Source organism: Phenylobacterium ferrooxidans, from assembly GCF_042714595.1.
Lineage (GTDB): Bacteria > Pseudomonadota > Alphaproteobacteria > Caulobacterales > Caulobacteraceae > Phenylobacterium > Phenylobacterium ferrooxidans.
This window is the reverse complement of the sequence record NZ_JAOTJD010000001.1, coordinates 59,640-84,235: the sequence shown is the minus strand read 5'-3', so window position 1 is coordinate 84,235 and position 24,596 is coordinate 59,640. Positions and strand designations below refer to the sequence as shown.

General features: G+C 66.9%; 21 protein-coding genes and 1 tRNA gene. 8 read left to right on the top strand and 14 right to left on the bottom strand.

Annotated features, from left to right (window positions below):
• Positions 1 to 63: 63 nt before the first annotated feature.
• Positions 64 to 2,463 (bottom strand): endopeptidase La, encoded by a 2,400-nt coding sequence (lon, locus tag OCL97_RS00400; RefSeq protein WP_377366630.1) that lies wholly within the window; start codon positions 2,461 to 2,463, stop codon positions 64 to 66.
• A 325-nt stretch (positions 2,464 to 2,788) separates the two neighbouring features.
• Positions 2,789 to 4,051: an ATP-dependent Clp protease ATP-binding subunit ClpX gene (gene clpX, locus OCL97_RS00395; protein WP_304780075.1), complete on the bottom strand. Its 1,263-nt coding sequence runs from the start codon at positions 4,049 to 4,051 to the stop codon at positions 2,789 to 2,791.
• A 334-nt stretch (positions 4,052 to 4,385) separates the two neighbouring features.
• Here clpX and OCL97_RS00390 point away from each other — a divergent pair, with 334 nt between their 5' ends.
• Both OCL97_RS00390 and OCL97_RS00385 read left to right on the top strand, forming a co-directional pair.
• A complete protein-coding gene (locus OCL97_RS00390; protein ID WP_377366628.1) occupies positions 4,386 to 5,051 on the top strand; it encodes an HAD-IB family hydrolase in 666 nt (221 codons plus the stop codon).
• A gap of 9 nt (positions 5,052 to 5,060) precedes the next feature.
• Positions 5,061 to 5,315 carry a hypothetical protein gene (locus OCL97_RS00385; protein ID WP_377366626.1) on the top strand — a complete coding sequence of 85 codons (255 nt, stop codon included), beginning with the start codon at positions 5,061 to 5,063 and terminating at the stop codon, positions 5,313 to 5,315.
• Here the strand turns inward: OCL97_RS00385 and OCL97_RS00380 are convergent.
• From OCL97_RS00380 to OCL97_RS00350, 7 genes are all read right to left on the bottom strand, one after another.
• A complete protein-coding gene (locus tag OCL97_RS00380; protein ID WP_377366624.1) occupies positions 5,305 to 5,823 on the bottom strand; it encodes a Rossmann-fold NAD(P)-binding domain-containing protein in 519 nt (172 codons plus the stop codon). The two genes, OCL97_RS00385 and OCL97_RS00380, sit on opposite strands and share 11 nt — an antisense overlap.
• Before the next feature lie 5 nt (positions 5,824 to 5,828).
• Positions 5,829 to 6,443, bottom strand: coding sequence for an ATP-dependent Clp protease proteolytic subunit (locus tag OCL97_RS00375; RefSeq protein WP_377366622.1), 615 nt, complete (start codon positions 6,441 to 6,443; stop codon positions 5,829 to 5,831).
• 142 nt (positions 6,444 to 6,585) lie between these two features.
• Positions 6,586 to 8,316, bottom strand: coding sequence for an ATP-binding protein (locus tag OCL97_RS00370; RefSeq protein WP_377366620.1), 1,731 nt, complete (start codon positions 8,314 to 8,316; stop codon positions 6,586 to 6,588).
• A gap of 2 nt (positions 8,317 to 8,318) precedes the next feature.
• Positions 8,319 to 8,855 carry a YfiR family protein gene (locus tag OCL97_RS00365; RefSeq protein WP_377366618.1) on the bottom strand — a complete coding sequence of 179 codons (537 nt, stop codon included), beginning with the start codon at positions 8,853 to 8,855 and terminating at the stop codon, positions 8,319 to 8,321.
• A 1-nt stretch (position 8,856) separates the two neighbouring features.
• Positions 8,857 to 10,785, bottom strand: a complete 1,929-nt coding sequence (locus OCL97_RS00360) for a TonB-dependent receptor plug domain-containing protein (protein ID WP_377366616.1) — start codon at positions 10,783 to 10,785, stop codon at positions 8,857 to 8,859.
• Between the two features lie 176 nt (positions 10,786 to 10,961).
• Positions 10,962 to 12,320, bottom strand: coding sequence for a trigger factor (tig, locus tag OCL97_RS00355; protein ID WP_377366928.1), 1,359 nt, complete (start codon positions 12,318 to 12,320; stop codon positions 10,962 to 10,964).
• A 154-nt stretch (positions 12,321 to 12,474) separates the two neighbouring features.
• Entirely contained in the window at positions 12,475 to 13,059 is a 585-nt protein-coding gene (locus tag OCL97_RS00350) for a class I SAM-dependent methyltransferase (protein ID WP_377366614.1), read from the bottom strand.
• Positions 13,060 to 13,178: 119 nt separating this feature from the next.
• On the opposite strand from OCL97_RS00350, the gene OCL97_RS00345 reads away from it, so the two are divergent.
• Positions 13,179 to 13,263 (top strand) — tRNA-Leu (locus tag OCL97_RS00345).
• 97 nt (positions 13,264 to 13,360) lie between these two features.
• On the opposite strand, the gene OCL97_RS00340 is transcribed toward OCL97_RS00345, so the two are convergent.
• The 4 genes from OCL97_RS00340 to OCL97_RS00325 all read right to left on the bottom strand — a co-directional run bounded on the left by OCL97_RS00340 (position 13,361) and on the right by OCL97_RS00325 (position 17,804).
• On the bottom strand, positions 13,361 to 13,975 hold the full coding sequence (locus OCL97_RS00340) for a LysE family translocator (protein WP_377366612.1): 615 nt from the start codon (positions 13,973 to 13,975) through the stop codon (positions 13,361 to 13,363).
• Between the two features lie 244 nt (positions 13,976 to 14,219).
• Entirely contained in the window at positions 14,220 to 15,638 is a 1,419-nt protein-coding gene (locus OCL97_RS00335) for an NAD(P)H-hydrate dehydratase (RefSeq protein WP_377366926.1), read from the bottom strand.
• A 52-nt stretch (positions 15,639 to 15,690) separates the two neighbouring features.
• Positions 15,691 to 16,260: a histidine phosphatase family protein gene (locus OCL97_RS00330; RefSeq protein ID WP_377366610.1), complete on the bottom strand. Its 570-nt coding sequence runs from the start codon at positions 16,258 to 16,260 to the stop codon at positions 15,691 to 15,693.
• An 8-nt stretch (positions 16,261 to 16,268) separates the two neighbouring features.
• On the bottom strand, positions 16,269 to 17,804 hold the full coding sequence (locus OCL97_RS00325) for an acetyl-CoA acetyltransferase (RefSeq protein WP_377366608.1): 1,536 nt from the start codon (positions 17,802 to 17,804) through the stop codon (positions 16,269 to 16,271).
• 233 nt (positions 17,805 to 18,037) lie between these two features.
• Between OCL97_RS00325 and OCL97_RS00320 the strand changes: the two genes are divergently transcribed.
• The 4 genes from OCL97_RS00320 (at position 18,038) to OCL97_RS00305 (ending at position 21,410) form a co-directional block, all read left to right on the top strand.
• Entirely contained in the window at positions 18,038 to 18,376 is a 339-nt protein-coding gene (locus OCL97_RS00320) for a P-II family nitrogen regulator (protein WP_304780044.1), read from the top strand.
• Positions 18,377 to 18,415: 39 nt separating this feature from the next.
• Entirely contained in the window at positions 18,416 to 19,825 is a 1,410-nt protein-coding gene (gene glnA, locus OCL97_RS00315; RefSeq protein ID WP_293493138.1) for a type I glutamate--ammonia ligase, read from the top strand.
• 125 nt (positions 19,826 to 19,950) lie between these two features.
• Positions 19,951 to 20,199: a DUF3297 family protein gene (locus OCL97_RS00310; protein ID WP_377366605.1), complete on the top strand. Its 249-nt coding sequence runs from the start codon at positions 19,951 to 19,953 to the stop codon at positions 20,197 to 20,199.
• A complete protein-coding gene (locus OCL97_RS00305) occupies positions 20,196 to 21,410 on the top strand; it encodes a phosphotransferase family protein (protein ID WP_377366603.1) in 1,215 nt (404 codons plus the stop codon). Before OCL97_RS00310 ends, OCL97_RS00305 begins: the two co-directional genes overlap by 4 nt.
• On the opposite strand, the gene OCL97_RS00300 is transcribed toward OCL97_RS00305, so the two are convergent.
• The gene (locus OCL97_RS00300) at positions 21,388 to 22,371 is read right to left on the bottom strand and encodes a Gfo/Idh/MocA family protein (protein ID WP_377366600.1); all 984 of its coding nucleotides are present in this window, start codon (positions 22,369 to 22,371) and stop codon (positions 21,388 to 21,390) included. The two genes, OCL97_RS00305 and OCL97_RS00300, sit on opposite strands and share 23 nt — an antisense overlap.
• Positions 22,372 to 22,474: 103 nt before the next feature.
• Between OCL97_RS00300 and parE the strand changes: the two genes are divergently transcribed.
• Positions 22,475 to 24,520: a DNA topoisomerase IV subunit B gene (gene parE, locus OCL97_RS00295; RefSeq protein WP_377366598.1), complete on the top strand. Its 2,046-nt coding sequence runs from the start codon at positions 22,475 to 22,477 to the stop codon at positions 24,518 to 24,520.
• Positions 24,521 to 24,596: the final 76 nt, after the last annotated feature.

The following is a 24,596-nucleotide window of genomic DNA, read 5'->3' as shown; positions in this document are numbered from 1 at the left end:
CGTCAAACGAAGGCGGCGCGGGAATACCCCGCGCCGCCTGATTATTTGCAGTTAATCCGGTATTCAGTGCGTCAGAACAGCTTCCGGGTCGCTGTCGTCGGTGACGACCGGAATGGCGGGCGTCGCCGGTTCCGTCCACTCGATCGGAGTAAGCGGCTCGGTCAGGGCCCGGGCCAGCACCTCGTCGATGTTGGAGACCGGGATGATCTCCAGCCCGTTCTTCACGCTGTCGGGGACATCGGCCAGGTCCTTCATGTTCTCCTCAGGGATCAGCACGGTCTTGACCCCGGAACGCAGGGCCGCGAGCAGCTTTTCCTTGAGGCCGCCGATGGCCGTCACCCGGCCGCGCAAGGTGACTTCGCCGGTCATGGCGATGTCCTTGCGGATCGGGATGCCGGTCAGCACCGAGACGATGGCCGTGGCCATGGCCGCGCCGGCCGACGGTCCGTCCTTGGGGGTGGCCCCGTCCGGCACGTGGATATGGACGTCGGTCTTCTCGAAGACCGGCGGTTCGATCCCGAAGTGCACCGCCCGGCTGCGGACGTAGGAGTTCGCCGCCGAGATGGATTCCTTCATCACGTCCTTCAGGTTGCCCGTGATGGACATGCGGCCCTTGCCGGGCATCTTGACCGCCTCGATGGTCAGGATGTCGCCGCCAAATTCGGTATAGGCCAGGCCGGTGATGATCCCGACCTGATCCTCCGCGTCGGTCTCGCCGTAGCGGTACTTCTTGACCCCGGCGTACTTGGCCAGCCGCTCTTCATCAACGGTGATGGCCAGCAGCTTTTCGCGGCCCAGGTCCCGAACCGTCTTGCGGGCCAGGTTGCCCAGTTCGCGCTCCAGCGACCGCACGCCGGCTTCCCGGGTGTAGTAGCGGATGAGGTCGCGAATGGTGTCGTCGGGGACGACGAACTCCACCGCGGTCAGGCCGTGGTCCTTGGTCAGCTTGGGCAGCAGGTGCCGCTTGGCGATCTCCAGCTTCTCATCCTCGGTGTAGCCGGGGATGCGGATGATCTCCATGCGGTCCAGCAGGGGCTGGGGCATGTTGAGGCTGTTGGCCGTGGTGACGAACATCACCGGCGACAGGTCGTAGTCGACCTCGAGATAGTGGTCGGCGAAGGTCGAATTCTGCGCCGGGTCCAGCACCTCCAACAGGGCCGAGGACGGGTCGCCGCGATAGTCGGAGCCCATCTTGTCGATCTCGTCCAACAGGAAGAAGGCGTTGGTCGACTTGGCCTTCTTCATCGACTGGATGACCTTGCCGGGCATCGAACCGATGTAGGTGCGGCGGTGACCGCGGATCTCGGCCTCGTCACGCACCCCCCCCAGGGACACGCGCACGAACTCGCGGCCGGTCGCCTCGGCGATGGACTTGCCCAGCGAGGTCTTGCCCACGCCGGGGGGGCCCACCAGGCAGAGGATCGGACCCTTCAGGGAGCCGGTCCGAGCCTGGACGGCCAGGTATTCCAGGATGCGTTCCTTGACCTTCTCCAGGCCGTAGTGGTCATGCTCGAGGACGGCCTCGGCCTTCACCAGGTCGATCGGCTTTGTCTTGGCCTTGCCCCACGGAATGGACAGCAGCCAGTCGAGATAGTTCCGCACGACGGTGGATTCCGCCGACATCGGGCTCATGTTGCGCAGCTTCTTCAGCTCGCTGTCAGCCTTGGTGCGGGCCTCCTTGGAGAGCTTGGTCTTCTTGATGCGCTTCTCGAGTTCGATCAGCTCGTCGCGGCTGTCGTCCTGCTCGCCCAGCTCGCGCTGGATCGCCTTCATCTGTTCGTTGAGGTAGTACTCGCGCTGGGTCTTCTCCATCTGGCGCTTCACGCGGTTACGGATTTTCTTTTCCGTCTGCATGACGCTGATCTCGCCCTCCATCAGGGCGTAGACCTTCTCCAGGCGCTTCACGACATTGAAGATCTCCAGCAGGTTCTGCTTCTCGGCGATCTTCACCGACAGGTGGCTGGCGATGCGGTCGGCCAGCTCGCCGGGCGAGTCGACCTGCGGCATGGAGGCCAGGGCCTCCGGCGGCACCTTCTTGTTGAGCTTCACATAGTTCTCGAACTGCTCGACCACGGCGCGCGACAGCGCCTCGGCTTCGGTCGAGGCCGCGCCGTCTTCGGTGATGAAGGCGACCTCGGCTTCGTAGAACTCGGCCTGGTCGGTGAATTTCGAGATGCCGGCGCGGGCCTTGCCCTCCACCAGGACCTTCACGGTGCCGTCGGGCAGCTTCAGCAGTTGGAGCACGGAGGCCACGACGCCGACGTCGTAGATCGCGTCGGGCGACGGATCATCGTCGTCCTTGTCCTTCTGGGTCGCCAGCAGGATCTGCTTGCCGGGGGCCTTCATGGCCTCTTCGAGCGCGCGGACCGACTTCTCGCGGCCGACGAACAGCGGCACTGGCTGGTGCGGGAAGACAACGATGTCCCGCAGCGGAAGAATGGGCAGAGTCTTGATCTCAGACATATGCATCTACTCCTGGTAGGCCCCCTTCAAAAGCAGGGCCCTTCCCATATTCCGACCGGTTTCCCCCAGACGATGTGCCTGAGTCGGTCGGCCCGTCCGCCCAGCCTGGGCGAATTGTCGGTCATTTATGTGGACGCTTTGGCCCCCTCTACAAGCTGAGCCAGATCGTCCGCGACAATGCGTCTGGAATTGGTGACGCGCGAGACACAGGAAATGGTGCGCCCCCGCAACAGGTGCAAGAGCCTCGGCATGAGCGATGATCTCAAACGACAACAACCGCGGCGAGGCGCCGCGGTCGCTGGTGTTCGCATTGGAAACTCGGCGGTTAGGCCGCGCCGCCCTTGTCCCGACGCTCGGCGTAGATGACCAGGGGCTGGGCCCGGCCTTCGACGACCTCAGCGTTGACCACCACTTCCTCGACGCCGTCATAGGTCGGCAGCTCGTACATGGTCTCGAGCAGGATGCCTTCCAGGATGGAGCGCAGGCCGCGCGCGCCGGTCTTGCGGATGATAGCCTTGCGGGCCACCGCGTTCAGCGCGTCGTCGGTGAAGGTCAGGCCGACATTCTCCATGTCGAACAGACGCTGGTACTGCTTCACGAAGGCGTTCTTCGGCTCGGTGAGGATCTTCACCAGGGCCGGCTCGTCCAGGTCGTCCAGGGTCGCGATGACCGGCAGACGACCGACGAATTCCGGGATCAGGCCAAAGCGCAGCAGGTCGTCCGGCTCCACCTGGCGGAAGATCTGGCCGGTGCGGCGGTCGTCGGGATCGGAGACCTTGGCGCCGAAGCCGATCGAGGTGCCCTGGCCGCGGGCCGAGATGATCTTTTCCAGGCCGGCGAAGGCGCCGCCGCAGATGAACAGGATGTTGGTGGTGTCGACCTGCAGGAACTCCTGCTGGGGATGCTTGCGCCCGCCCTGCGGCGGCACGGAGGCGACGGTGCCTTCCATGATCTTCAGCAGGGCCTGCTGCACGCCTTCACCCGAAACGTCGCGGGTGATGGAGGGGTTGTCCGACTTGCGGCTGATCTTGTCGACTTCGTCGATGTAGACGATGCCGCGCTGCGCCCGCTCGACATTGTAGTCGGCGGCCTGGAGCAGCTTCAGGATGATATTCTCGACGTCCTCGCCGACGTAGCCCGCTTCGGTGAGCGTCGTGGCGTCGGCGACGGTGAAGGGCACGTCGATGATTCGGGCGAGCGTCTGCGCCAGCAGGGTCTTGCCGGTGCCGGTCGGACCGATGAGCAGGATGTTGGCCTTGCCCAGTTCGACGTCGTTATTCTTCGAAGCGTGGTTCAGGCGCTTGTAGTGATTGTGGACCGCGACCGCGAGCACCTTCTTGGCGTGATCTTGGCCGATCACGTAATCGTCGAGGACTTCGCGGATCTCCTTCGGAGTCGGCACACCGTCCTTGGACTTCACGAAGGAGATCTTGTGCTCCTCGCGAATGATATCCATGCACAGTTCTACGCACTCATCGCAGATGAACACGGTAGGGCCCGCGATAAGCTTGCGGACCTCATGCTGACTCTTGCCGCAGAATGAGCAGTAGAGCGTGCTCTTTGAGTCTCCGCTGGCGGCCTTGGTCATGGTCGTTTCTCACTCTCTCGACGCGCGGCCGACTGGCCGGGACGTCCGTCCCCGGAGGCGTTCCTGACGCCATCGATGCAGGATACGCGCCGCAGGTTGTCTAATCCTTGACATTCCTCGATCCGACCAAGGATCACAAGCCTTTGGGGGACATCGCGATATTTGGCGGACGGGGCGCCCGATGGCGGGCTCGTCCGAATCTCTAGATGGGTGTGCGCCAGTTCGGGACAAGCCTTCGGCTCCGGGCGTCGCGAAACGCCTCCCCCCAAGGTGCGTGCTGCGCCCGCCGATTGTTCCCGGTAGACACGCGACGGAGACGGCGCGAGGGGGAGCCATGGCGAAACGATCCTTGCGTGGCGGCGGCGCTCCGTCGAACGAGATGCTGGATGACCAGATCGAAGACGCGGGCGTCGTGGCCTTCGACTTCGACGGCACGATCACCGTGCGTGACAGTTTCACCGAATTCCTCAAATGGCGCGTCGATCAGGGCCGCTATATCGCGGGAATGACCCGGCTGGTCCCGGCCGCGATCTCGTATCTGGCGCATCGCAATCGTGGACGCATCAAGGCGGCCGCGGTGCGGGAATTTCTCAAGGACGTCACTCGCGACGAGCTGGAAGCCCAGGCCCGCGCCTTCGCCGAGGTCGCGGCCCCCAGCCTGCTGCGCCCCGACGCCCTGCAGACCTGGCGGCGCTGGCGGCAGCGCCACGCCAAGCTGGTGATCGTCAGCGCCTCCCCCGACATCATCGTGGCCCCCTTCGCCCGAGGCCTCGGGGCCGACGCTCTGATCGCCACGGAACTGGCCTTCGACGCCGAAGACCGGGTGACCGGCGGGTTCCTCGGCCCCAATTGCCGCGGGCCGGAGAAGGTGCGCCGCCTGCGCGCGATGTTTGGCCCCGACTTCACTCTGAAGGCCGCCTATGGCGACACCAGCGGCGACCGCGAGATGTTGAAGATCGCCGATCACCGCGGCTATCGTGTCTTCAAGGAACGTCCCTGAGGCCCGACTGTGAAACATGCCGGTGAGATCGCGCTGGATCAGCTCGAGCCCCTGCTGGCCCGCGTCCGCGCCCTGCCCGGCCTGACGGAGAAGAAGCGTGGCGTCTTCTACCGGAAGTCCCGCGCCTTTTTGCATTTCCACGAGGACCCCAAGGGCCTGTTCGGCGACGTTCGCGCCGCCGACGATAAGGATTTCGACCGCTTCGACGTGACGCAGGGCGGCGACGACCTGATAGTGGCGGCGGAGGCACGGCTCACGGCTTAGCCGACCAGGGCTGCGTCTGGCCGATGATGGTCAGGGAGCGGTCGGCGCGCACCGCTTCGAGCACGCCGCCTGAAATCTCATCATTGGTAAGCCAGCGGGAGCCGTCCGGCTCGAGCATGAAGCCCAGCACCACCTGCCGGAGTTCGCAGCCCGGCAGGTCTTCGACGACCTTCCGCGCCGTCTCGAGTCGCCAGGGATGGGCGGGGTCGGCCGCGGCGCTGCCCAGAACCTGGAACAGACGCCCCTGGACCTGCTCGGCCAGCAGGCGCGGGGCCTCGATCTTCAGGGTGTGGAACCAGGCCACCGCCAGGTCGATCGGGCCGGAGCGGGCGATCGCCGCTCCGAGCGCGGCGGCGAACGAAACCCGGTCATGGTAGTCGCAGGCGAATCCGTCCGGGCCAGACGCCCGTCGCGACAAAAGCGAAAGGCGCCCGCCGTCGCCGGCGAGCGCCTCGCATAGTCCCGAAAGCATCCCGGTCCCGCCCACCACCAGGGTGTGCGCACCCAAGGCGGCTAGTCCTCGGAGCGGTTGGCCTGGACGAGGTCGATCAGACCCCACTCCTTGGCTTCTTCGGCGGTCATGAACGTGTCGCGGTCGAGCTTTTCCTCGACCTCTTCATAGGAGCGTCCGGTGTGCTTGGCGTAGATCTCGTTCAAGCGGCGCTTGGTTTTGATGATGTCCTCGGCGTGACGCTCGATGTCCGAGGCCTTGCCGGAATAACCGCCCGAGGGCTGGTGAACCATGATGCGGGCGTTGGGCAGCGAGATCCGCTGACCGGCCTCACCAGCCATCAGCAGGAACGAGCCCATCGAGGCCGCCATGCCCATGCAGAGGGTGACCACCGGGCTCTTGATGTATTGCATGGTGTCGTAGATCGCGAGACCCGACGTCACCACGCCGCCGGGCGAGTTGATGTACATCTGGATCTCTTTCTTGGGGTTTTCGGCCTCAAGATACAGCAGCTGGGCGCAGATCAGCGCCGACATCCCGTCCTCGACGGGACCGTTCAGGAAGATGACCCGCTCCTTCAGGAGGCGGGAGAAGATATCGAAAGCACGCTCGCCGCGGCTGGTCTGCTCGACCACCATCGGGACAAGGTTCAGGGCGGTCGTCGGCGGATCAAACATTGGGAGGCAGCCCTTCTCGATGTGAACGACTCTCGAACGCGAGCCGTGTACCCGGTGGATATCGCGTGCCGGTGGGGCCGGCGCAAGGTGACCAATAGCCCCGATAGCTCTTAAGAGTTGGCGAAATTGCTTTCGGGGGCCCTCAGCCGGGTCTCGCGGAGTCCAAGGCGGCGGCCAGGGCGCCGATCCCATAGGGCTTGGTGAGCAGGGTCAGCCCTTCCTCGGCCGCCGCGGCGACGCCGGGGCTGAAGCCCGTCGTCAGCAACACCGGGAGACTGGGCCAGCGCCGGCCGATCACCCGGGCGAGCGCTATGCCGTCCATTTCCCCGGGCATCACGAGGTCGGAGAATACGATGTCGAAGCCCGGATTGGCCTCCAGCGCCGTGATGGCGGCCGCCGCGCAGTCGACGCGGGAGACGTTGTACCCGAGCTCCACGAGCATGCCGCAGACCAGATTGGCGACCCCGTCGTCGTCCTCCACCAGCAGCAGATCGCCCTGTCCGCCCGGCGCGCGGGAGACCGGCGACAGGTCGGGCGCGGAGACCGGCAATGGGTCCTCCGTCCGCGGCAGCAGCAGGAAGATCGTCGAGCCGAGCCCGACCGTGCTCTCGATCCGCACGTCGCCGCCCGACGCGCGGCTGAAACCGTAGACCTGGCTGAGGCCCAGCCCCGTCCCCTTGCCTACCGCCTTGGTGGTGAAGAAGGGTTCGAATACGCGCGAAAGAGTCTCCGGCGCCATGCCGGCCCCTGTGTCGGTGATGCCCAGGACGACATGATCGACCGGGACCGCTTCATCGGCCCCCGCCGAGCGATTGTGCCCGCTGATAGTGATCGTGCCTCCGCCCGGCATGGCGTCTCGAGCGTTCACGGCCAGGTTCAGGATGGCCAGCTCGAATTCGGAGGGATCGACCTGCACCCGCCAGAGATCGGCGGGCAGGTCCACCACCACGGAGATATCCTCCCCCAGGGAGCGGTCCAGCAGCAGGCGCATCCCCTCAAGCTGGGCGTTGAGGTCGATAACCTCGGGTCGCAGCGAGGTCCGGCGCGAGAAGGCCAGGAGTTGGCGGGTCAGGCTGGCGCCCCGGTCCACCGCCTGGCGCATGCCGTCAATCAGCATCTTGCGGCGCTCCGGCTTGTCGGTGCGCTCCATCAGATCAAGGCCGCTGCAGGCGATCATGAGGATGTTGTTGAAGTCGTGGGCGACGCCGCCGGTGAGCTGCCCCATGGCCTCCATGCGTTGGCTCTGGCGCAGGGCGGTCTCGGCGCGCTCGCGCTCGTGCATCTCTTCCTGCAGGTTGCGGTTGGCGTCGGCCAGGTCGCTGTTGGTGCGGGTCAGCACGGCGTGGGCGGCGGCGAGGACACCGACGACGAGCAGGGCCATGAACAGCAGCAGGCCCAGGCCGACATAACGCGAGAGCCGCCGGGTGATCGGATCGGTGTCGATGCGCAGCGCCACCAGGCCGAGGTGCTGGCCGGCCTCTGACACCGGCGTCACGACAACCAGGTGCCGACCGACGAAGGCGGGAGGCTGGAGCTTCACGCTGGCGTCGGCCTGGCCGCCGGAATCGCGGGCGTACCCGGCCACCAGGACGCCCGCGTCGTTGTAGACGCCGGCCGAGACCACCTGAGGATTGACCCGCAGCGCCTCGACATATTCCTGCGCCGCCGGACGGTCGTCGAAGGCCAGGGCCGCGGTGACCGTGGCCGCCAGGATTTCGCCCTGAGCCGTGGCCTCCCGGATCTTCTGGGCGCGGTAGTTCTGTTCGTCATAGATCGCGATGCCCAGGCCGCTGAGCACCAGGAGGATGGCGCCGATGGCCGCGATGGCGGGAATCAGGCTCCAGCGGATCGGCAGCTTGTCCAGGAGAGCCATGCCTAGCCCCCGCCCCGAGCGTTAAGCGCCAGGCTGAGCAGCTTGGAGCTGATGGTCAGACCGTTGTGGGCCGCGGCGCGGGGATCAATGGTGAACCGGACTCGGTTCTCGCGCAGAACAAAGTTGACGATACCGCCCGCGCCGTTCGCCTGGTCGGTGACGGTGAGCACTGGCGCGCCGTGAGCGCTCTGCAGGGCGTCAACCGCCGCCGGCGCGCGCGGGGCCGACAGATAGAGCACGTGACAGCCGGTGGCCTTTTCCGTCCGGGCCAAGCGGCGGACACTGATGGGCCGCGCGCCAACCTTCTGGCCGCGCACGGCCTGGTCCAGCACCGCGCCGAAAGGATCCCCCACGAGAACGCAGAGCACCACCGACTGCGTGGGGGAGGTGAAGGCCGCCGCGGGCCACTCCACGAAGGGCACGAACTTGTAGAGATAGGTCGCCTTGACCGGCGCCTCGAGACTGTCGGCGGCGCGGGCGGTGGCGATCGGCGCAAGACAGAGCACGGCCGCGATCAGCAGCCGAGCCGCGGCCTTCATGTCAGAAACCCCAGCGCAGGCTGGCGCGCACGCTGCGCGGAATCTCCCGCCGCGGCACCGAGCCGTTGACGAACTCCAGGTGCTGGTCGTTGAGCAGATTGTCCCCGATCACCGCCAGCTCCACCTGGTCGGTGACCCGCCAGGCCAGCCTGGCGCCCAGCTCGGTGTAGGCGGCGACCGCCGGGCTCGTCAGGTCGTCGATGCTGCGCAGATCGATATCGAGATCGAGGGTTGGGGTCAGGCTCATATGCGACCGCAGGGAGAGCTGATAGCTCGGGTCGTTCCCGGCGAAATTGACGCCGAAGATGTCGCGACCGCCAAGATCAAGCGACAGGTCCTTGCGCAGGGCGTTGGCGCCGGCGGTCAGCCGCCAGCCTGCGCGCACCTGCCAGGAAGCCCAGGCCTCGACGCCATAGGTCTCGCCGCGCATTCCGTTCCTGATCTCCAGCGGGAACACCGCCGGGGTGAACGACTCCACGGTCCGCAGATCGTCGTAGACATTGTAGTAGGCCGACACCGACACCGAGAGGTTGGGTGAGGGTTGGCCTCGGTAGCCAGCCTCGTAGGCGATCAGTTCCTCCGACACGAAGGCGGGGCCGCCGGCGATCAGGCCGGGATTGATCAGGTCGCGGTCGAACCGTGAGGGGGTGCGCACGCCCCGGGAAACAGCGCCCCAGATCAGGGCGTGATCGGTCGGCCGCCAGGCCAGCCGGGCGTTGGGCAGGTATTCCAGGCCCGTATAGCTGTTGTGTTCCAGCTTCAGGCCAAGGGTCAGGATCAAGTCATCGCGCAGGGCGATCTCGTCCTGGACGAAGATGTTGCCCAGCCGGGAGGTGCGGCTGGCGGGGGCGAGGAACGAGGTGCGGAACGCCCCGCGGAAATTGTCCTGGTTCTGCCGATAGCCGCCCCCCACCACCATGGTATGGCGGCCCCGGGCGGCTAGGACGTACTGCAGATCCAGATTGTAGACCTCCAGGCTGTCCTTGATTCCGGAGGTGATCGTGCGGTGGTCACGGGCATAGTGGGCGGTGGCCTCCACAACCCCGCCGTCCTGCGGCCGGTGAGTCCAGCTGCCAAGCAGGTTTCCGCCACCGATGACCCCCTCGGCCCGCGCACCGGGTACGGGTTCGCTGGACCCATCATAGAGGTCACCCTGCAGGGTGAAGGCGTCGCCCTCCCCGCCCCAATCGATCTTGAATCCGGCCTGGGCCCGGTCCCAGGAATCGCGGCCACCGGCGCCGGACGTGGTCCGGCTCTCGCCGTAGTTGGCAGCCATGCCGTAGATGCGGAAGGCGCCGGTCTCACCGAAGCGCCCGCCGTAGCGGAGGTTGGCGGCGATATCGTCGGAGCCCGTCGTCAGGTGCGCAAGGCCGCCCTGGGTGTCGGCGGCCTTGCGGGTGATGACATTGATGACGCCGTTGACGGCGTTGGCGCCCCAAAGCGCTCCCCCCGGCCCGCTGATCACCTCGATACGCTCGACATCGTCAAGCATCACCCCCTGGGCGTCCCAGAATACGCCGGAGTAGAGCGGGGTGTAGATGCTGCGGCCGTCGATCAGCACCTGCAGCTTGTTCGAGGTGCCCGTGGAGTGATTGAACCCGCGCGCCGAAATTCCGTAGCCAGAGGCGTTCATCCGCGCGACCTGCAGATTGGGTGCGAGGCGGAGGGCCTCGGGCAGACTGTCGGCGCCCGAGAGCCGGATTTCGTCATTGCTGATCACATAGACGGCGGCCGGAGCGCCGCTCAGGGCCTCGGGGCGTTTGGAGACCGAAGTAATCTCCAGATTGGCGAGCTCTTCCAGCGACAGGCGGGAGAGGTCGGCAAGGGAGCCCGCTGCGTCGGCGTCGGCCCAGGCGGGCTGTGCGGCCAGCAAGACTGCGGTGGCGCACGGCGCCAGGGCTCGGCCTGCGATCCGAAGAAAGAATGCCATTCGGAGCCCCCGCCCAACTCTCAACCAAGCGGCTCACGGGCAGCGCCCCGGGCCGACAAGCCTCCTGACCACGTCAGAAAGCTCCGCAATCACCCGAAACGCGAAGGATGCGAAAATGGTTCCGCAACGAAAAAGGGCGCCCGGTGGGCGCCCTTGATCTCGTCTGTCGGGCGCCTCTAGGCACCGTAGCCGGCCGGCATGTCGTCTTCCTTGAGCAGGTCGTCCTTGGACACCTTCTCATCCTTCACCTTGGCCTGTTCGATGATCAGGTCGACGACCTTGTCCTCGAAGATCGGGGCCCGGAGCTGGGCCTGGGCGGCGGGATTCTGGCGGAAGAAGTCGAAGATCTGCTGGGCTTGCGGGCCGTAGCGCATGGCTTCGGCGCGCATGGCCTCAGCCAGTTCCTGATCGGTGATCTGGACGTTGTTGACCCGGCCGATCTCGGCCAGGACCAGACCCAGGCGCACGCGGCGCTCGGCGATCTTGCGGTATTCGGTCTGCAGGATGTCTTCGGTCTTTTCCAGGTCTTCCGGCGGCAGCGTGCCGCGTTCCTTGTCGGACTGAACCTGACCCCAGATCTGGGCGAACTCGGCCTCCACCATCTTGGGCGGCAGGGGGAACTCGTGCTTCTCGTCCAGCACGTCCAGCAGGGCGCGCTTCAGCTTGAAGCGTGAAGCGCCCGAGTATTGGCTTTCCAGGTTGGTCTTCAGCAGCTCCCGGAGCTTTTCCAGGCTCTCGACGCCCAGGCGCTCGGCCAGGCCGTCATCGGCCTTGGACTCCACCGGAGCCTTCACTTCCTTCACCGTGGTCTCGAATTCGGCGTCCTTGCCGGCGAGGTTCGGGGCCTGATACTCGGCCGGGAAGGTCACCTTGACCATGACCTTGTCGTCCGGCTTGGCGCCGACCAGCTGATCTTCGAAACCGGGAATGAAGCTGCCCGAACCCAGCACCAGCTCGGTGTCCACGCCCGTGCCGCCTTCGAAGGCGACGCCGTCGGCGCGGCCGATGAAGTCGATGACGACCATGTCGCCGTCCTTGGCCTTCACGGTCTTGCCGGTGCGGGTCTCATAGGTGCGGTTCTGCTTGGCCAGTTCGTCGACGGCTTCGTCCACCTCGGCGTCGGTAGGCTCGTAGACCGGGCGCTTCAGCGAGATCTTGGTGAGGTCGGTGGGCTCGAACTCGGGCATCACCTCGATGGCGATGTCGTAGGCGAGGTCGGCCTTGCCATCGATGACCTGGGCCATGTCGCCGTTCGGCGTCAGGTCAGGATCGCCGGCGGGGCGCAGCTTGTTCTCTTCGAGCACCTTCTGGGTGGTCTCGTTGAGGGTCTGCTCCACGACTTCGCTCATGATGGACTTGCCATAGAGCTTGCGGACGTGAGCCTGCGGCACCTTGCCGGGGCGGAAGCCCTTGATGTTCAGGGTGGGGGTGATCTCGGCGATCTTGGCGTCCAGGCGCTCGACCAGGTCCGACATGGGGACGGTGACGCTAAAGACCTTGCTCAGGCCTTCACCAGACTTCTCAACGATCTGCATCGACATTCTTGGATTTTCCGGACACAGCGCGGTGTCATGCGCCTTTCAGGTCCGCCTCGGCTGAATAGGTAAGCGCCGCCAGGGTTGGCGGCGAGCGGGCGACCTTATGTCATTTCACGGCGCGCACTCCAAGCCCAAAGAGGGCGGCGCGCCCTCACCCCACGCGGCGGACCAGGACGTTGGTCCAGCCCTCGGTCTCGCGCCCGGGCCTCACGTCATAGCTTACGGTGATGGCGAGAGTTTCCAGGCCCCCGACCTCGTGGATCAGGGCTCGGGCGGCTGGTTCATCGAGGTCGGTGAACAACCGCCCGGGCGTATGGCGTTCCCCGCTGCCGAGCTTGAAGGACAGCTCCCAGACACCGCCTGGAACCAGGGCTGCCCGGAGCCTGCGCATGATGTCCGGCAGATCACGACGGGGAACATGCAACAGCGAGGCGTTCGCCCAGATGCCGTCGAAGGCCTCACGCCACGCCACCTCGGCGAAGCTGAGGTGTAGAACGGCCAGGCCCGTCAAGGCTGAGGCCCGCGTCACCATGGCGGTGGAGCCGTCGAAGGCGGTGACCTCGAAACCCAGCTCATGGAAGGCCAGGGCGTCCCGGCCCGAGCCGCAGCCGGCGTCCAGAATCCGGCCGCCTGGCGGGAGGGCCGCGACAAAGCGGCTTCGCCCCTCCGAGAGGTCAACGAAGGCGGTGTCGGCGAAGAACCGCTCAGCATTGTCGTCGTAGTAGCCTGTGGACAAGGCCCTCTCCCCGCGTGTGGCCACCAGGCTCTGCGGCGGCGGGGGTCAGGTCAAGCTCTTCGGCATGGCGCGCGTCGGCTTGCCCATTTCGTCCGCCCAGCTATAGACGGGCCGTGTTGGCGGCTATGGCGGAATTGGTAGACGCACCTGGTTTAGGTCCAGACGCCGCAAGGCGTGGGGGTTCGAGTCCCTCTAGCCGCACCAACCTTCCAGCGAGATTCCCCCACTGGCCCGAAGGCCATCGACAAGATGACGGCGACGACCGCCCGGCCCATCGCGCCCTGAGGCGCGGCTCCGCACTCTAGCCTGCAACCTCCATGGTCAGGGGGATCAGGGACGCCAGCAGGAGCAACGCCATGGTCACGTTGAAGGCCTTGAGCACCGCCGGACGGTCCAGGAACCGGCGCAGGCCGACGCCGAAGCTGGTCCAGATGGTGACGCAGGGTCCGTTGACCGCCATGAACACCAGGGCCACCAGCAGGACATTGAGATTGTAGTTCTCCGCCGGAGCGTAGGCCGTGATGGCGCCGATGGCCATGGCCCAGGCCTTGGGGTTGACCCACTGGAAGGCGGCGGCCTGCCAGAAGGTCTGGGGCCGGCCGCTGGCCTGGCCGCCCGCCATGCCCTTGGAGGTGGCGATCTTCCACGCCAGCCAGATCATATAGAGGCCGCCGGCCACGGCCAGCACGTCGTGCAGCCAGGGGAAGGCCAAGAACAGGCCGCCGAGGCCCAGCCCCACCGCCAGCACCATCACCCCAAAGCCGATCGCCACGCCGCTGAGGTGAGGCAGGGTCGCCCGGAAGCCGAAATTGGCCCCTGAGGCCATCAGCATGGTGTTGTTGGGGCCAGGGGTGATCGAATTGACGAAGGCGAACAGGGCCAGCGCCAGCAACAGGTGGGGTGTCAGGGACGTCATCGGCTTTCCTTCGGAGGAGCCAGAAGACGGACGAGGGGCGCTCGAAACCTGCAAAACCCCTCGCCGCGTCGGGAGGGGTTTGGATCAGTCGAACCTAGATCGCACTCCCCTCGGGCGCAGCTACGCGGCAGGCCATGAAGGCCTGGGCGTGAATAGCGAGGGCTGCGCAGGAGCGGGTCACGTGCAGGGTTTCCTAGAGAACGCCGGCCTCGTAGCACGGGCCAACAAGCTTGACCACGGGGGGCTAACGCAGGTCGTAAAGACGGCGCAGGACGGCAGGCGTCAGGCCCGGCAGGTCCTCGGAGATCAGGCCCGGGCCGTGCAGGTCGGCGGCGTCGGCGTGGATCCAGGCCGCCGCGCAGGCCGCCTCGAAGCTTTCCATGCCCTGAGCGATCAGGGCGCCGATGAAGCCCGCCAGCACATCGCCGGAGCCGGCGGTGGCCAGCCAGGGTGACCCGTTGGTGTTGACCGCCGTGCGACCGTCCGGGGCCGCGATGACGGTGTCGGGGCCCTTGAGCAGCACGATGGCGTCGGCCTTCTTGGCCGCGCGGCGGGCCGCGGCGATACGTTCGGGCGCCTCCTTCAGGAACCCCGGGAACAGCCGCTCGAACTCCCCGGGATGGGGGGTCAGGACGTCATCGACGTCCAGCACCGAGAACAGCTCCTCGGGGTCGTCGCGAAACACGGTGATGGCGTCGGCGTCGATCACCAGGGCCGCTCCGGTGCGCGCGAGCGCCAGGACATTGAGCAGGGTCGTCTCGTTCACCCCTGCCGCGGGGCCGATGATGGCGGCGTCCACATCGGCGGCCAGCTGCTCCAGCTCCACCTCGGTGTCGAACCCACGCAGCATGACGGCTTCCAGGTGGGTGGCGTTGACCGAGAGCGCCTCGGTGGGCGACAGCAGGGTCACCAGCCCCGCCCCCATGCGCAGGCCCGCGCGCGCCGCGAGGCGGGCTGCGCCAGTGTTCCAGGCCTCGCCGCTCACCACCACCAGCCGGCCGCGCGCATGCTTGTGCGCGCCGGCGTCTGGCCAGGGGAAGCGCGACAGCCAGAGTTCCGGGGTGTTCTCCAGCAGGATCGCGCCCTCGGTCACCAGCCCGATGTCGGCCACGACGATGTCACCGCAGCGGCTGCTGCCCGGCTCCAGTACATGGGCCGGCTTCTTAGCGTGGAAGGTGACGGTCAGGGCCGCGCAGAAGGCGACGTCGCCAACCACTTGGCCCGTATCCCCGGCTAGGCCGCTGGGCAGGTCGATGGCGATGACGCGATCGGGGATGCGCTCGCACAGTCGGGCCATGCGCGCCGCCTCCCCATCGAGCGGCTTGCTGAGGCCGGCGCCGAACAGGGCGTCGACGTAGAGGTCCGCCTCGCGGGTCGACTCGCCGATTTCGCAGGTATCGCCGCTCCATTGCGCCGCTGCGGCCTTGGCGTCGGCGCTGGCCGGCGGGGCCAGGCGCTCGACCCAGACGTCCCAGCCGCGCTCGGCCAGGATGCGGGCGACGACATATCCGTCACCGCCATTGTTGCCCGGGCCGCACAGGACGACGGTGGGTCGCGGCGCATGGCGCTGGCAGATGGCGTCGGCCACGGCCAGGCCGGCGCGGGCCATCAGCGCCTCGCCGGGGGTCCCGGCCGCGATCGCCGCGGCGTCGGCGGCCGCCATCTCAGCTACGGTGAGGATCGGCCGCACGGCGCTCACTCCTGGGACTCTAACTCTAAAGGACGCCGGTGGTGGCTTCTCGCCCCTGCTCCACCAGGCGCAGGGTCTCGCCGTCGGTCTCAAGCACGCTGATCGAGGCGTGGTCGGGCCGGAAGACCAGAACGCGCTCATCGCCCGCAAGCTGTGACATCACCGCGTTGATCGCCACATAATGGCTGAAGACGGCCGTGCCTGCCCGCGCATTGAGCGAGCCGGCGACGTCCTGCCGCCAGGCATCGTAATCCAGGTCGCCCTTCACGTCCTTCCAGAGCCCCTGGAAGACCTCGCGCAGCCACGGCGGCCGCTGCTCGGCGGTCAGGCCCTTCGGCGTGGGGATCTCGCCCACGAAGGGGTCGATCTCGATCTCGACGCCCAGGGCCTCCGCGGTCGGCATGGCGGTTTCCCGGCAGCGGCGCAGGGGCGAGCTGACCACTTTCGTGGGACGCTCAGCCTCAGGCAGGGCCAGCAGCAGGTCGCGGGCGGCCTCCGCCTGGGCCCGGCCGGCGTCGTCCAGGCCCGGATCGTCGTCGGCCTCGCCCCAGACGGCGGCGGGCTTGCCGTGGCGGATCAGGTAAAGTCGCGACATGGGAAATCTCAGTCTGGAATGAAGATGTTCTTCTGGCCGTCTTCGGTCTGACTGACCGTTCCTGTACGCCCCACCCCTTCGCGCGATTCGAGGTCGCGCAGGGTGGCCTCGTCGCTGGGGGTCACCGCGACGAAGCGGCGGCCCTCGGAATCGCGGCCGACCACGATGCCCATCATGTAGCCCTCCCGGCCGTGAACCACCGTGTACGTCTCAATAGTGGCGGCGCCTTGCGGCTGTTCGATGACAGTCGGATGGGCCAGGGCGTCGATCTGATCCTGGATCACCTTCGGGTCCTGGCGTTCGAAGCGCTTGGTGGGCGGGTTTGTGGAATAGACCCCGGTGGACTGCTTGGTGAGGAACCAGCCGTTGGCGGTCACCAGGCCCCAGTCGCCGGGGTTGTCCCGCAGCCGCTGCATCATCACGGCGATGGAGTGCATGGCGTAGTTGTTCCCGGGGCCGCCCATATAGGGCAGCCCGCCGGTCACGGTCAGGCCGCGCGGGTCGTCCAGCTTCAGGCCCAGCTCCTCCGCGCCGATCTCCACGGCGACCGGGAAGCAGGAATAGAGGTCGATGTGGCCGATGTCGTCGAGGCTGACGCCGGCCATCGACAGCGCCCGCTGGCCCGTCAGGCGCATGGCGGGACTGGAGTGGTAGTTCTGCCGGTCGATGGGAAACCACAGGTCATAGGCGTCGGCGCATCCGTGCAGGTAGACAATTTTGTCTTCTGAAACACCGAGTTCGCGCGCCTTCTTCAGGCTGCACACGAGGACGCCAGCCGACTGGTCGACCTCCATGATGGCGTTGAGGTACTTGGTGTAGGGGAAGCCCACCATCCGGTTGCGCTCGGTCACCGTGATCAGCTCCGCCGAGGAGCGCGCCACCGGGAACCAGGCTTCGGGGTTTTTGGCGGCCACCTCGGTGAAGGGGGCGAACAGGTCTCCCATCTGCTTCTGGTGGTCGGGGATCGAGCGGCCGTCGCGGCCCCGCAGGGCGTTCTCGAACAGCGGGTAGACATTGATGGGCCGGCCCAGGCCGTGCCTGTTCTCGTACGGCGTCGAGCCCGGACGCGGATCGCCGATGCGTTCCGGGGCCGGCAGCTCTTCGGCGTCGTCCCAGTCGTCGAACCCCAGGCCCTTGGTCAGGCGCTTGGTGGCCGACCCCAGGAACTCGCAGCCCACCACCAGGGTCAGGTCGTTGTCGCCGCGGGCGATCCGCTCGCAGGCCACATTGATCAGCTGCTGAGGGCTGTTGCCCCCCATGTGAGAATAGACCGCCCAGCCGGGCTTGGCCCCGATGCGCCCGGCCAGGGTCGCGGGCGGATTGGTGGAGTGCGGCACCAGCCGGCCGCCCCCGGGGGCGTCGATCGTGAACCCCACCACCGCCAGGCCGTCGATGGCCGCCAGGGCTTGCGCGCCCAGGCCGGCGTCGGCCGCGGCGCGTTCCGCCGCAATCTTCAGCAACTGCGTCGGGGACGGCGAAGCGCCCGCCTCACCACGATAGGTGAATTGGCCCGCGCCAATGAGAACTGGGGTCCTGTCGTCCATGTCACACGCCTCCGCCCGAACTTGCGCGCGATCCTAGGCGCCGGAAGCCGGCGGACAAAGGCGATTCCGGCGGTGGTTATTTCTTGCGCAGCCTCTGCTGAGAAAATAGACATTCGCGGATTCCCATCCGCCACCGCGCAAACCTCGGCGGGCGCCCCCTTGTCGCCCCGCGCCGGAGCGTGCTCGTAGCCGGCAACCGCTGGGGCGGCGCTGTTTGAGTACCAAGTCGGGCCATGAAGAAAATCGAAGCGATCATCAAGCCGTTCAAGCTCGACGAGGTGAAGGAAGCCCTTCAGGAACTCGGCGTCCAGGGCATGACCGTGCTGGAAGCCAAGGGCTACGGCCGCCAGAAGGGCCAGACCGAGCTCTATCGCGGCGCCGAGTACGTCGTGGACTTCCTGCCCAAGATCAAGATCGAGGTGGTCATCGCCGACGACCAACTCGAACGCGTGCTGGAAGCGATCATCGGCGCGGCGCGCACCGGCCGCATCGGCGACGGCAAGATTTTCGTTTCGGACATCATCGACGTGCTGCGGATCCGCACCGGGGAAACCGGCGCCGCCGCCGTCTAAGACTTTAGCCTATCGAGACATCTGCAAGGGGATACGACTATGGCGACCGCCAAGGACATTCTGAACGAAATCAAAGAGAAGGACGTGAAGTACGTCGACGTGCGCTTCACCGACATCCGCGGGAAGATGCAACACGTCACCTTCGACATCGACCTGATCGACGATGACTTCCTCAACGACGGCACGATGTTCGACGGCTCGTCGATCGCCGGCTGGAAGGCCATCAACGAAAGCGACATGAAGCTGCGTCCGGACCTGGACAGCGCCTATATCGACCCCTTCTACCAGCAGACCACGCTGTGCCTGTTCTGCGATGTCGTGAACCCCGACACCGGCACCCCCTATGACCGCGACCCGCGCTCCATCGCCAAGGCGGCGCTGAACTTCGTGAAGGCCTCGGGCATCGGCGACACCGTGTTCTTCGGTCCGGAAGCCGAGTTCTTCATCTTCGACGACGTGAAGTGGTCGGTGCAGCCGAACAACACCGGCTATTCCTATGACTCCATCGAACTCCCCGGCAACTCGGCCAAGGAATACGCCGAAGGCAACATGGGTCACCGTCCGGGTCCGAAGGGCGGCTACTTCCCCGTCAACCCGATCGACTCGGCCCAGGACCTGCGCGGCGAAATGCTGGCGGTGATGGGCGAGCTCGGCATGAAGCCGGAAAAGCACCACCACGAGGTGGCCCCGGCCCAGCACGAACTCGGCCTGAAGTTCGACACCATGATCGTCATGGCCGACCGTCTGCAGCTCTACAAGTACGTCATCCACAACGTGGCCGCGGCCTACGGCAAGACGGCCACCTTCATGGCCAAGCCGATGTTCGGTGACAACGGTTCGGGCATGCACGTGCACCAGTCGATCTGGGGCGACGGCAAGCCGCTGTTCGCCGGCGACAAGTACGCCGGCCTGTCGCAGATGTGCCTGTGGTACATCGGCGGCATCATCAAGCACGCCAAGGCCATCAACGCCTTCTCCAACTCCACCACCAACAGCTACAAGCGTCTGGTCCCCGGCTACGAAGCCCCGGTGAAGCTGGCCTATTCGGCCCGCAACCGCTCGGCCTCCATCCGTATCCCGCACGTGGACAGCCCCAAGGGCAAGCGTCTGGAAGCCCGCTTCCCCGACCCCATGGGCAACCCCTACCTGACCTTCACCGCCCTACTGATGGCCGGCATCGACGGCATCGTGAACCAGATCGACCCGGGCGCGCCGCAGGACAAGAACCTCTACGACCTGCCGCCGCGTGAGCAGAAGAAGGTCCCGGAAGTCTGCGGCTCCCTGAAGGAAGCCCTGGAAAACCTCGACAAGGACCGCGGCTTCCTGAAGGCCGGCGGCGTGATGACCGACGAGTTCATCGACGCCTATATCGAGCTGAAGATGGAAGAGGTCATGCGCCTCGCCCTCCACCCGCACCCGGTCGAGTTCGAGATGTACTACAAGTGCTAGTCAGCGCTCCGCGCTGGACTTGAGCGAAGGGCCGGAGAGCGATCTCCGGCCCTTTTGCTTTGGGCGCGATGCGGCTATCACCCGGCCAAGGGCCGCAAGGCCCAACCGTTCCTCAAGGCCCAGACATGTCCGACACGCCCCCCGACCGCCTCGCGATCAGCCCCAACAGCCCCTATTACGACGCCGCCTGTCTCGAGCGCGGCGTCGGCGTGCGCTTCAAGGGCGTCGAGAAGACCAATGTCGACGAGTACTGCGTCAGCGAGGGCTGGGTGCGACTGTCGGTCGGCGCCACGGTCGACCGCAAGGGGAACGCCATGACGGTCAAGCTGCAGGGTCCGGTGGAGCCCTATTTCCGCGACACCACGGAGACGTGAGCCCCCCGCCCCGCTTCGCGCGTGTCGTCCTCGTCACCCCGGACGGCGCCCCGGTCGGCGCCCTCCCCGCTCTGCCCGTCCCCACGCCGTGGTGGCAGGACGTCGCCCCGGTGATCGCGGCCGTGCGCGAGGCCCACGGGGTCGAGGTGATCGTCCTGCGGGTGCTGGAGATCGCACCCAATCCGAAGTCGGTGAAGGTCACCTATCTCGCCGAAGTCTCCGAGCCGGTCGCCGCCGCCGAGCCGTGGGATGGTGAGTTGGACGACCAACCCCTGCGCAACAGCTACGCCAAGCTCGGCGGACCCTCGGCCGACCTCGCCTGGGCCAACACCATCCTCGCCGAGAAGGGGCTGACGCCCGCCGGTCCGCCGCGCCAGGTGCGGACCTGGAACCTGTCCAGTCTGTGGGCCATCCCGGTGCAGGGACAGACGGTCTGGCTGAAGGCCATCCCGCCCTTCTTCGCCCACGAGGCGCCGCTGATCGAAGCCCTGGCGGGCGAGGCGGTCCCGACCTTGCTCGGCCATGGCGATGGCCGCTTCCTGATGGCCGAACTGCCGGGCGCGGACCTGTTCGAGGCCGAGACGGATCAGCTCTTCGCCATGGTGGACCTGCTGGTGGGCATCCAGGCCAAGTGGATCGGCCGCGAGGCGGAGCTGTTCGCTTGCGGCCTGCCCGACTGGCGCGGCCCGGCCCTGACCGCCGCCATCACCGAAGTCTTTGAGCGCACGGCGCCGGAGCTCTCCACCAAGAACCGCGGGGCGCTCACCGCCTTCATCGCCGACCTGCCTCGGCGGTTTGCCGACCTGGCGGCCTGCGGCCTGCCCGACACCCTGGTGCACGGCGACTTCCATCCCGGCAACCTGCGGGGCGATGGTGAGCATCTGGCGTTGATGGACTGGGGCGACAGCGGGGTGGGTCATCCCCTGCTGGACAGCTCGGCCTTCCTGGACCGCGTGCCGGCCGAGGCTCTCGAAGCCGTGCGGGCGGTGTGGCTCGCCCACTGGCGGGAGGCCGTCCCCGGTTCTGACCCGGCCAGGGCGCTGACCCTGCTGGCCCCCATTGCGGCGGCCCGGCAGGCGGTGATCTATCGCGGTTTCCTCGACAACATCGAACCCGCTGAGCACCCCTATCACGCCGCCGATCCGGTGGACTGGCTGAGCCGGACGGCGGCCCTTGTGCGGGCCGAACCTAGAGGCGACTCGCCGCGCTGACGGCGTCGAGCAGCACCATCTGGGCAATGGAGTCCCTGCCGGACGTCAGGGGCGCAGGACCGCCGCGCACGGCGTCGACAAAGGCGCGGAGCTGGAAGTCATAGGTCGGCTCACGGCTGAAGGTCTCGCGGCGCGGTTCTGCCCCAGCGATGCTCACCTCCAACAGGTGGCCCATCTGGGGCGCCAGCGGATTGAACGCCTTCAGGGAGCCCAAGGTTCCTGTGACCTCAAGGCTGGCCATCGGCGTCTCTTCCACCATCGAGCCGCTGATCCTGGCGGTGGCGCCGCCCGGAAACAGGAGTTCGGCTTGCGTCGAATGATCAACACCGCCGCGACCAAAGACGCCGCTCGCCCGCACCACTGTCGGCTCGGCCCAGGCCGCCGTTCGCACCCAGTGCAGGGGGTAGGTTCCGATATCCATCAGCGAGCCGCCGCCAAGGTCGCGCTCGTAGCGGATCTCGGTTCCGTCATCGACGAGGTTGGTCTGGAACAGGGCGGCCAGGTCGCGCACCTCTCCCAGCTCGCCGGAGCCGATGATCTCCAGCACCCGGGCGAACAGTGGGTGGTAGCGATAGTGGAAGGCCTCCATCAGCACCCGGCCGCTCGCCTCGGCCGCCGCGACCATAGCGCGAGCCTCGCCGGCGTTCATCGCAAGGGGCTTCTCGCACAGTACATGCTTGCCCGCCTGGAGCGCGGCGATGGAGAGGTCGGCGTGCCGCGAGGGCGTCAGGGCGTTGTAGACCGCATCGATGTCGGGTCGGGCGATCAGGTCCTCATAGGTCTCCGACACCTCGGGAACGCCGTACAACTCGGCGAAGGCGCGCGCCCGGGCCGGATCTCGGGCGGCGACGGCCACCACGGTGGCGACCCCCGTCGCCTTGGCCGGCAGGATCATGGCGCTGGGCGCGATCTTGGCCGCCCCGAGGACGCCGATGCGCAAAGGCGCCTGTTGGCTCGTCATCAGCTTGTCCCCAGGCTTGGTGCGTCAACGCGGCGCGTCCATTGCTTTAGCCGGTGGGGCGATTCATACCGAGGCCCCATCGAATCGATCCAGTTTCCGAACCATGTCCACTAAGCCCGTTCCCCAGGCTTCCCTCTTCGACGACGCACTCAACCCCGCCCCGGCCGCGCCGTTGGCCGAGAGCCATGAGCCGCGCCCCGATCCGGCGATCACCGGCGGCTATTCGGCCAAGGACATCGAGGTGCTCGAGGGCCTGGAGCCCGTCCGCAAGCGCCCTGGCATGTATATCGGCGGCACCGACGAGCGCGCCCTGCACCACCTGTTCGCCGAGGTGCTGGACAACTCCATGGACGAGGCCGTCGCCGGCCACGCCAAGATCATCGAGGTGATCCTCGACGCCGACGGCACACTGACGGTGAAGGACGACGGCCGCGGCATTCCCGTGGACCCGCACCCCAAGCATCCGGGCAAGTCGGCCCTGGAAGTGATCATGACCGTCCTGCACTCGGGCGGGAAATTCTCCGGCAAGGCCTATGAGACCTCAGGCGGCCTGCACGGCGTCGGCATCTCGGTGGTCAACGCCCTGTCCGAGCGCGTCGAGGTCACGGCCTTCAAGGACGGGTTCGAGTGGCGCCAGGCCTTCACCCGCGGCAAGGCGATCGGCGGCATCGAGAAGCTGGGCGCCACCAAGAAACACGGCACCTCCATCAGCTTCGCGCCGGACCCGGTGATCTTCGGCGACGGCGTGGCGTTCAAGCCCGCGCGCCTCTACCGCATGGCCCGGTCCAAGGCCTATCTGTTCGCCGGGGTCGAGATTCGCTGGAAATGCGATCCGTCGCGCATCCAGGACCAGACCCCCGCCGAGGCGACGTTCCGCTTCCCCAACGGGCTGGCCGATTTCCTGGCTGAGCGGGTCAAGGGCGTCGAGACCGTCACCCCCGAGCCCTTCGCCGGACGCTATGAGCGCAAGGGCGAGGCCGGCAAGGTCGAGTGGGCGGTGACCTGGACCCCGGCCGGGTTCGGCGAGGCCGACAGCTTCATGCAGTCCTACTGCAACACCGTGCCGACCCCGGAGGGCGGCACCCACGAGGCGGGCCTGCGCGCGGCCCTGACCCGTGGCCTGAAGGCCTATGCCGAACTGACCGGGGAGAAGCGCGGCGGGATCATCACCGCCGATGACGTGGTCTCCCAGGCCGGCGCCATGGTCAGCGTGTTTGTCGCCAACCCGGAATTCCAGGGCCAGACGAAGGAGCGCCTGTCCTCCAGCGACGCCCAGCGCCTGGTGGAAAACGCCCTGCGCGATCCCTTCGACCACTGGCTGACCGCCCAGCCGAAGGCCGCCAGCGCCTTGCTTGAGTTCGTGGTCGAGCGGGCTGAGGAACGACTGAAGCGCCGACGCGACAAGGACGTGGCGCGGGCCTCGGCCACCCGCAAGCTGCGGCTTCCGGGCAAGCTGGCGGACTGCTCGGCCAACGCCATCGACGGCGCCGAGATCTTCCTGGTCGAGGGCGACAGCGCCGGCGGCTCGGCCAAGCAGGCCCGCGACCGCCGCACCCAGGCCATCCTGCCACTGCGCGGCAAGATCCTGAATGTCGCCTCGGCCACCCTGGACAAGATGGGCGCCAACAAGGAGTTGTCGGACCTGATGCTGGCGCTCGGCGTCCAGGCCGGCTCGCGGTTCAAGGAAGAGGACCTGCGCTATGAGCGCGTGGTCATCATGACCGACGCCGACGTTGACGGCGCCCACATCGCAAGCCTGCTGATCACCTTCTTCTATCGCACCATGCCCGACATGATCCGCTCGGGCCGGCTGTACCTCGCCCTCCCCCCGCTCTACCGGATGAGCCATGGCGGCAAGACCATCTATGCCCGCGACGACGCCCACCGCGAGGAACTGATGGCCACCGAGTTCAAGGGCAAGAAGCCCGAGATCGGCCGGTTCAAGGGCCTGGGCGAAATGATGCCGGCCCAGCTGAAGGAAACCACCATGGATCCCAAGAAGCGGATCCTGGCCCGGGTCACCTTGCCCCGCTCCGAGGAGGCCGTGGAGGACCTGGTGGAGGCGTTGATGGGCCGCAAGCCGGAGCTGCGCTTCCGCTTCATCCAGGAGAACGCCGAGTTCGCGGCCGCGGATCTGGACTGGACCTGAGGCGGACGAAACGGCCCTAGCTGAACCACAAGGCGCGGAACGCGTTGACTTGAAGGCGGTAGCCCCTATCTTCCGC

Excerpts from the sequence above, each read along its gene's own strand:
- OCL97_RS00335 (WP_377366926.1), bottom strand. The coding sequence starts at position 15,638 with ATGGCGGCCGCCGACGCCGCGGCGATCGCGGCCGGGACCCCCGGCGAG.
- OCL97_RS00300 (WP_377366600.1), bottom strand. The coding sequence starts at position 22,371 with ATGACGAGCCAACAGGCGCCTTTGCGCATCGGCGTCCTCGGGGCGGCC.
- OCL97_RS00325 (WP_377366608.1), bottom strand. The coding sequence starts at position 17,804 with ATGGACGACAGGACCCCAGTTCTCATTGGCGCGGGCCAATTCACCTAT.
- clpX (WP_304780075.1), bottom strand. The coding sequence starts at position 4,051 with ATGACCAAGGCCGCCAGCGGAGACTCAAAGAGCACGCTCTACTGCTCA.
- OCL97_RS00365 (WP_377366618.1), bottom strand. The coding sequence starts at position 8,855 with ATGAAGGCCGCGGCTCGGCTGCTGATCGCGGCCGTGCTCTGTCTTGCG.
- OCL97_RS00320 (WP_304780044.1), top strand. The coding sequence starts at position 18,038 with ATGAAGAAAATCGAAGCGATCATCAAGCCGTTCAAGCTCGACGAGGTG.
- glnA (WP_293493138.1), top strand. The coding sequence starts at position 18,416 with ATGGCGACCGCCAAGGACATTCTGAACGAAATCAAAGAGAAGGACGTG.
- OCL97_RS00375 (WP_377366622.1), bottom strand. The coding sequence starts at position 6,443 with ATGTTTGATCCGCCGACGACCGCCCTGAACCTTGTCCCGATGGTGGTC.
- OCL97_RS00360 (WP_377366616.1), bottom strand. The coding sequence starts at position 10,785 with ATGGCATTCTTTCTTCGGATCGCAGGCCGAGCCCTGGCGCCGTGCGCC.
- parE (WP_377366598.1), top strand. The coding sequence starts at position 22,475 with ATGTCCACTAAGCCCGTTCCCCAGGCTTCCCTCTTCGACGACGCACTC.
- OCL97_RS00330 (WP_377366610.1), bottom strand. The coding sequence starts at position 16,260 with ATGTCGCGACTTTACCTGATCCGCCACGGCAAGCCCGCCGCCGTCTGG.
- OCL97_RS00340 (WP_377366612.1), bottom strand. The coding sequence starts at position 13,975 with ATGACGTCCCTGACACCCCACCTGTTGCTGGCGCTGGCCCTGTTCGCC.
- OCL97_RS00390 (WP_377366628.1), top strand. The coding sequence starts at position 4,386 with ATGGCGAAACGATCCTTGCGTGGCGGCGGCGCTCCGTCGAACGAGATG.
- tig (WP_377366928.1), bottom strand. The coding sequence starts at position 12,320 with ATGCAGATCGTTGAGAAGTCTGGTGAAGGCCTGAGCAAGGTCTTTAGC.
- lon (WP_377366630.1), bottom strand. The coding sequence starts at position 2,463 with ATGTCTGAGATCAAGACTCTGCCCATTCTTCCGCTGCGGGACATCGTT.
- OCL97_RS00310 (WP_377366605.1), top strand. The coding sequence starts at position 19,951 with ATGTCCGACACGCCCCCCGACCGCCTCGCGATCAGCCCCAACAGCCCC.
- OCL97_RS00370 (WP_377366620.1), bottom strand. The coding sequence starts at position 8,316 with ATGGCTCTCCTGGACAAGCTGCCGATCCGCTGGAGCCTGATTCCCGCC.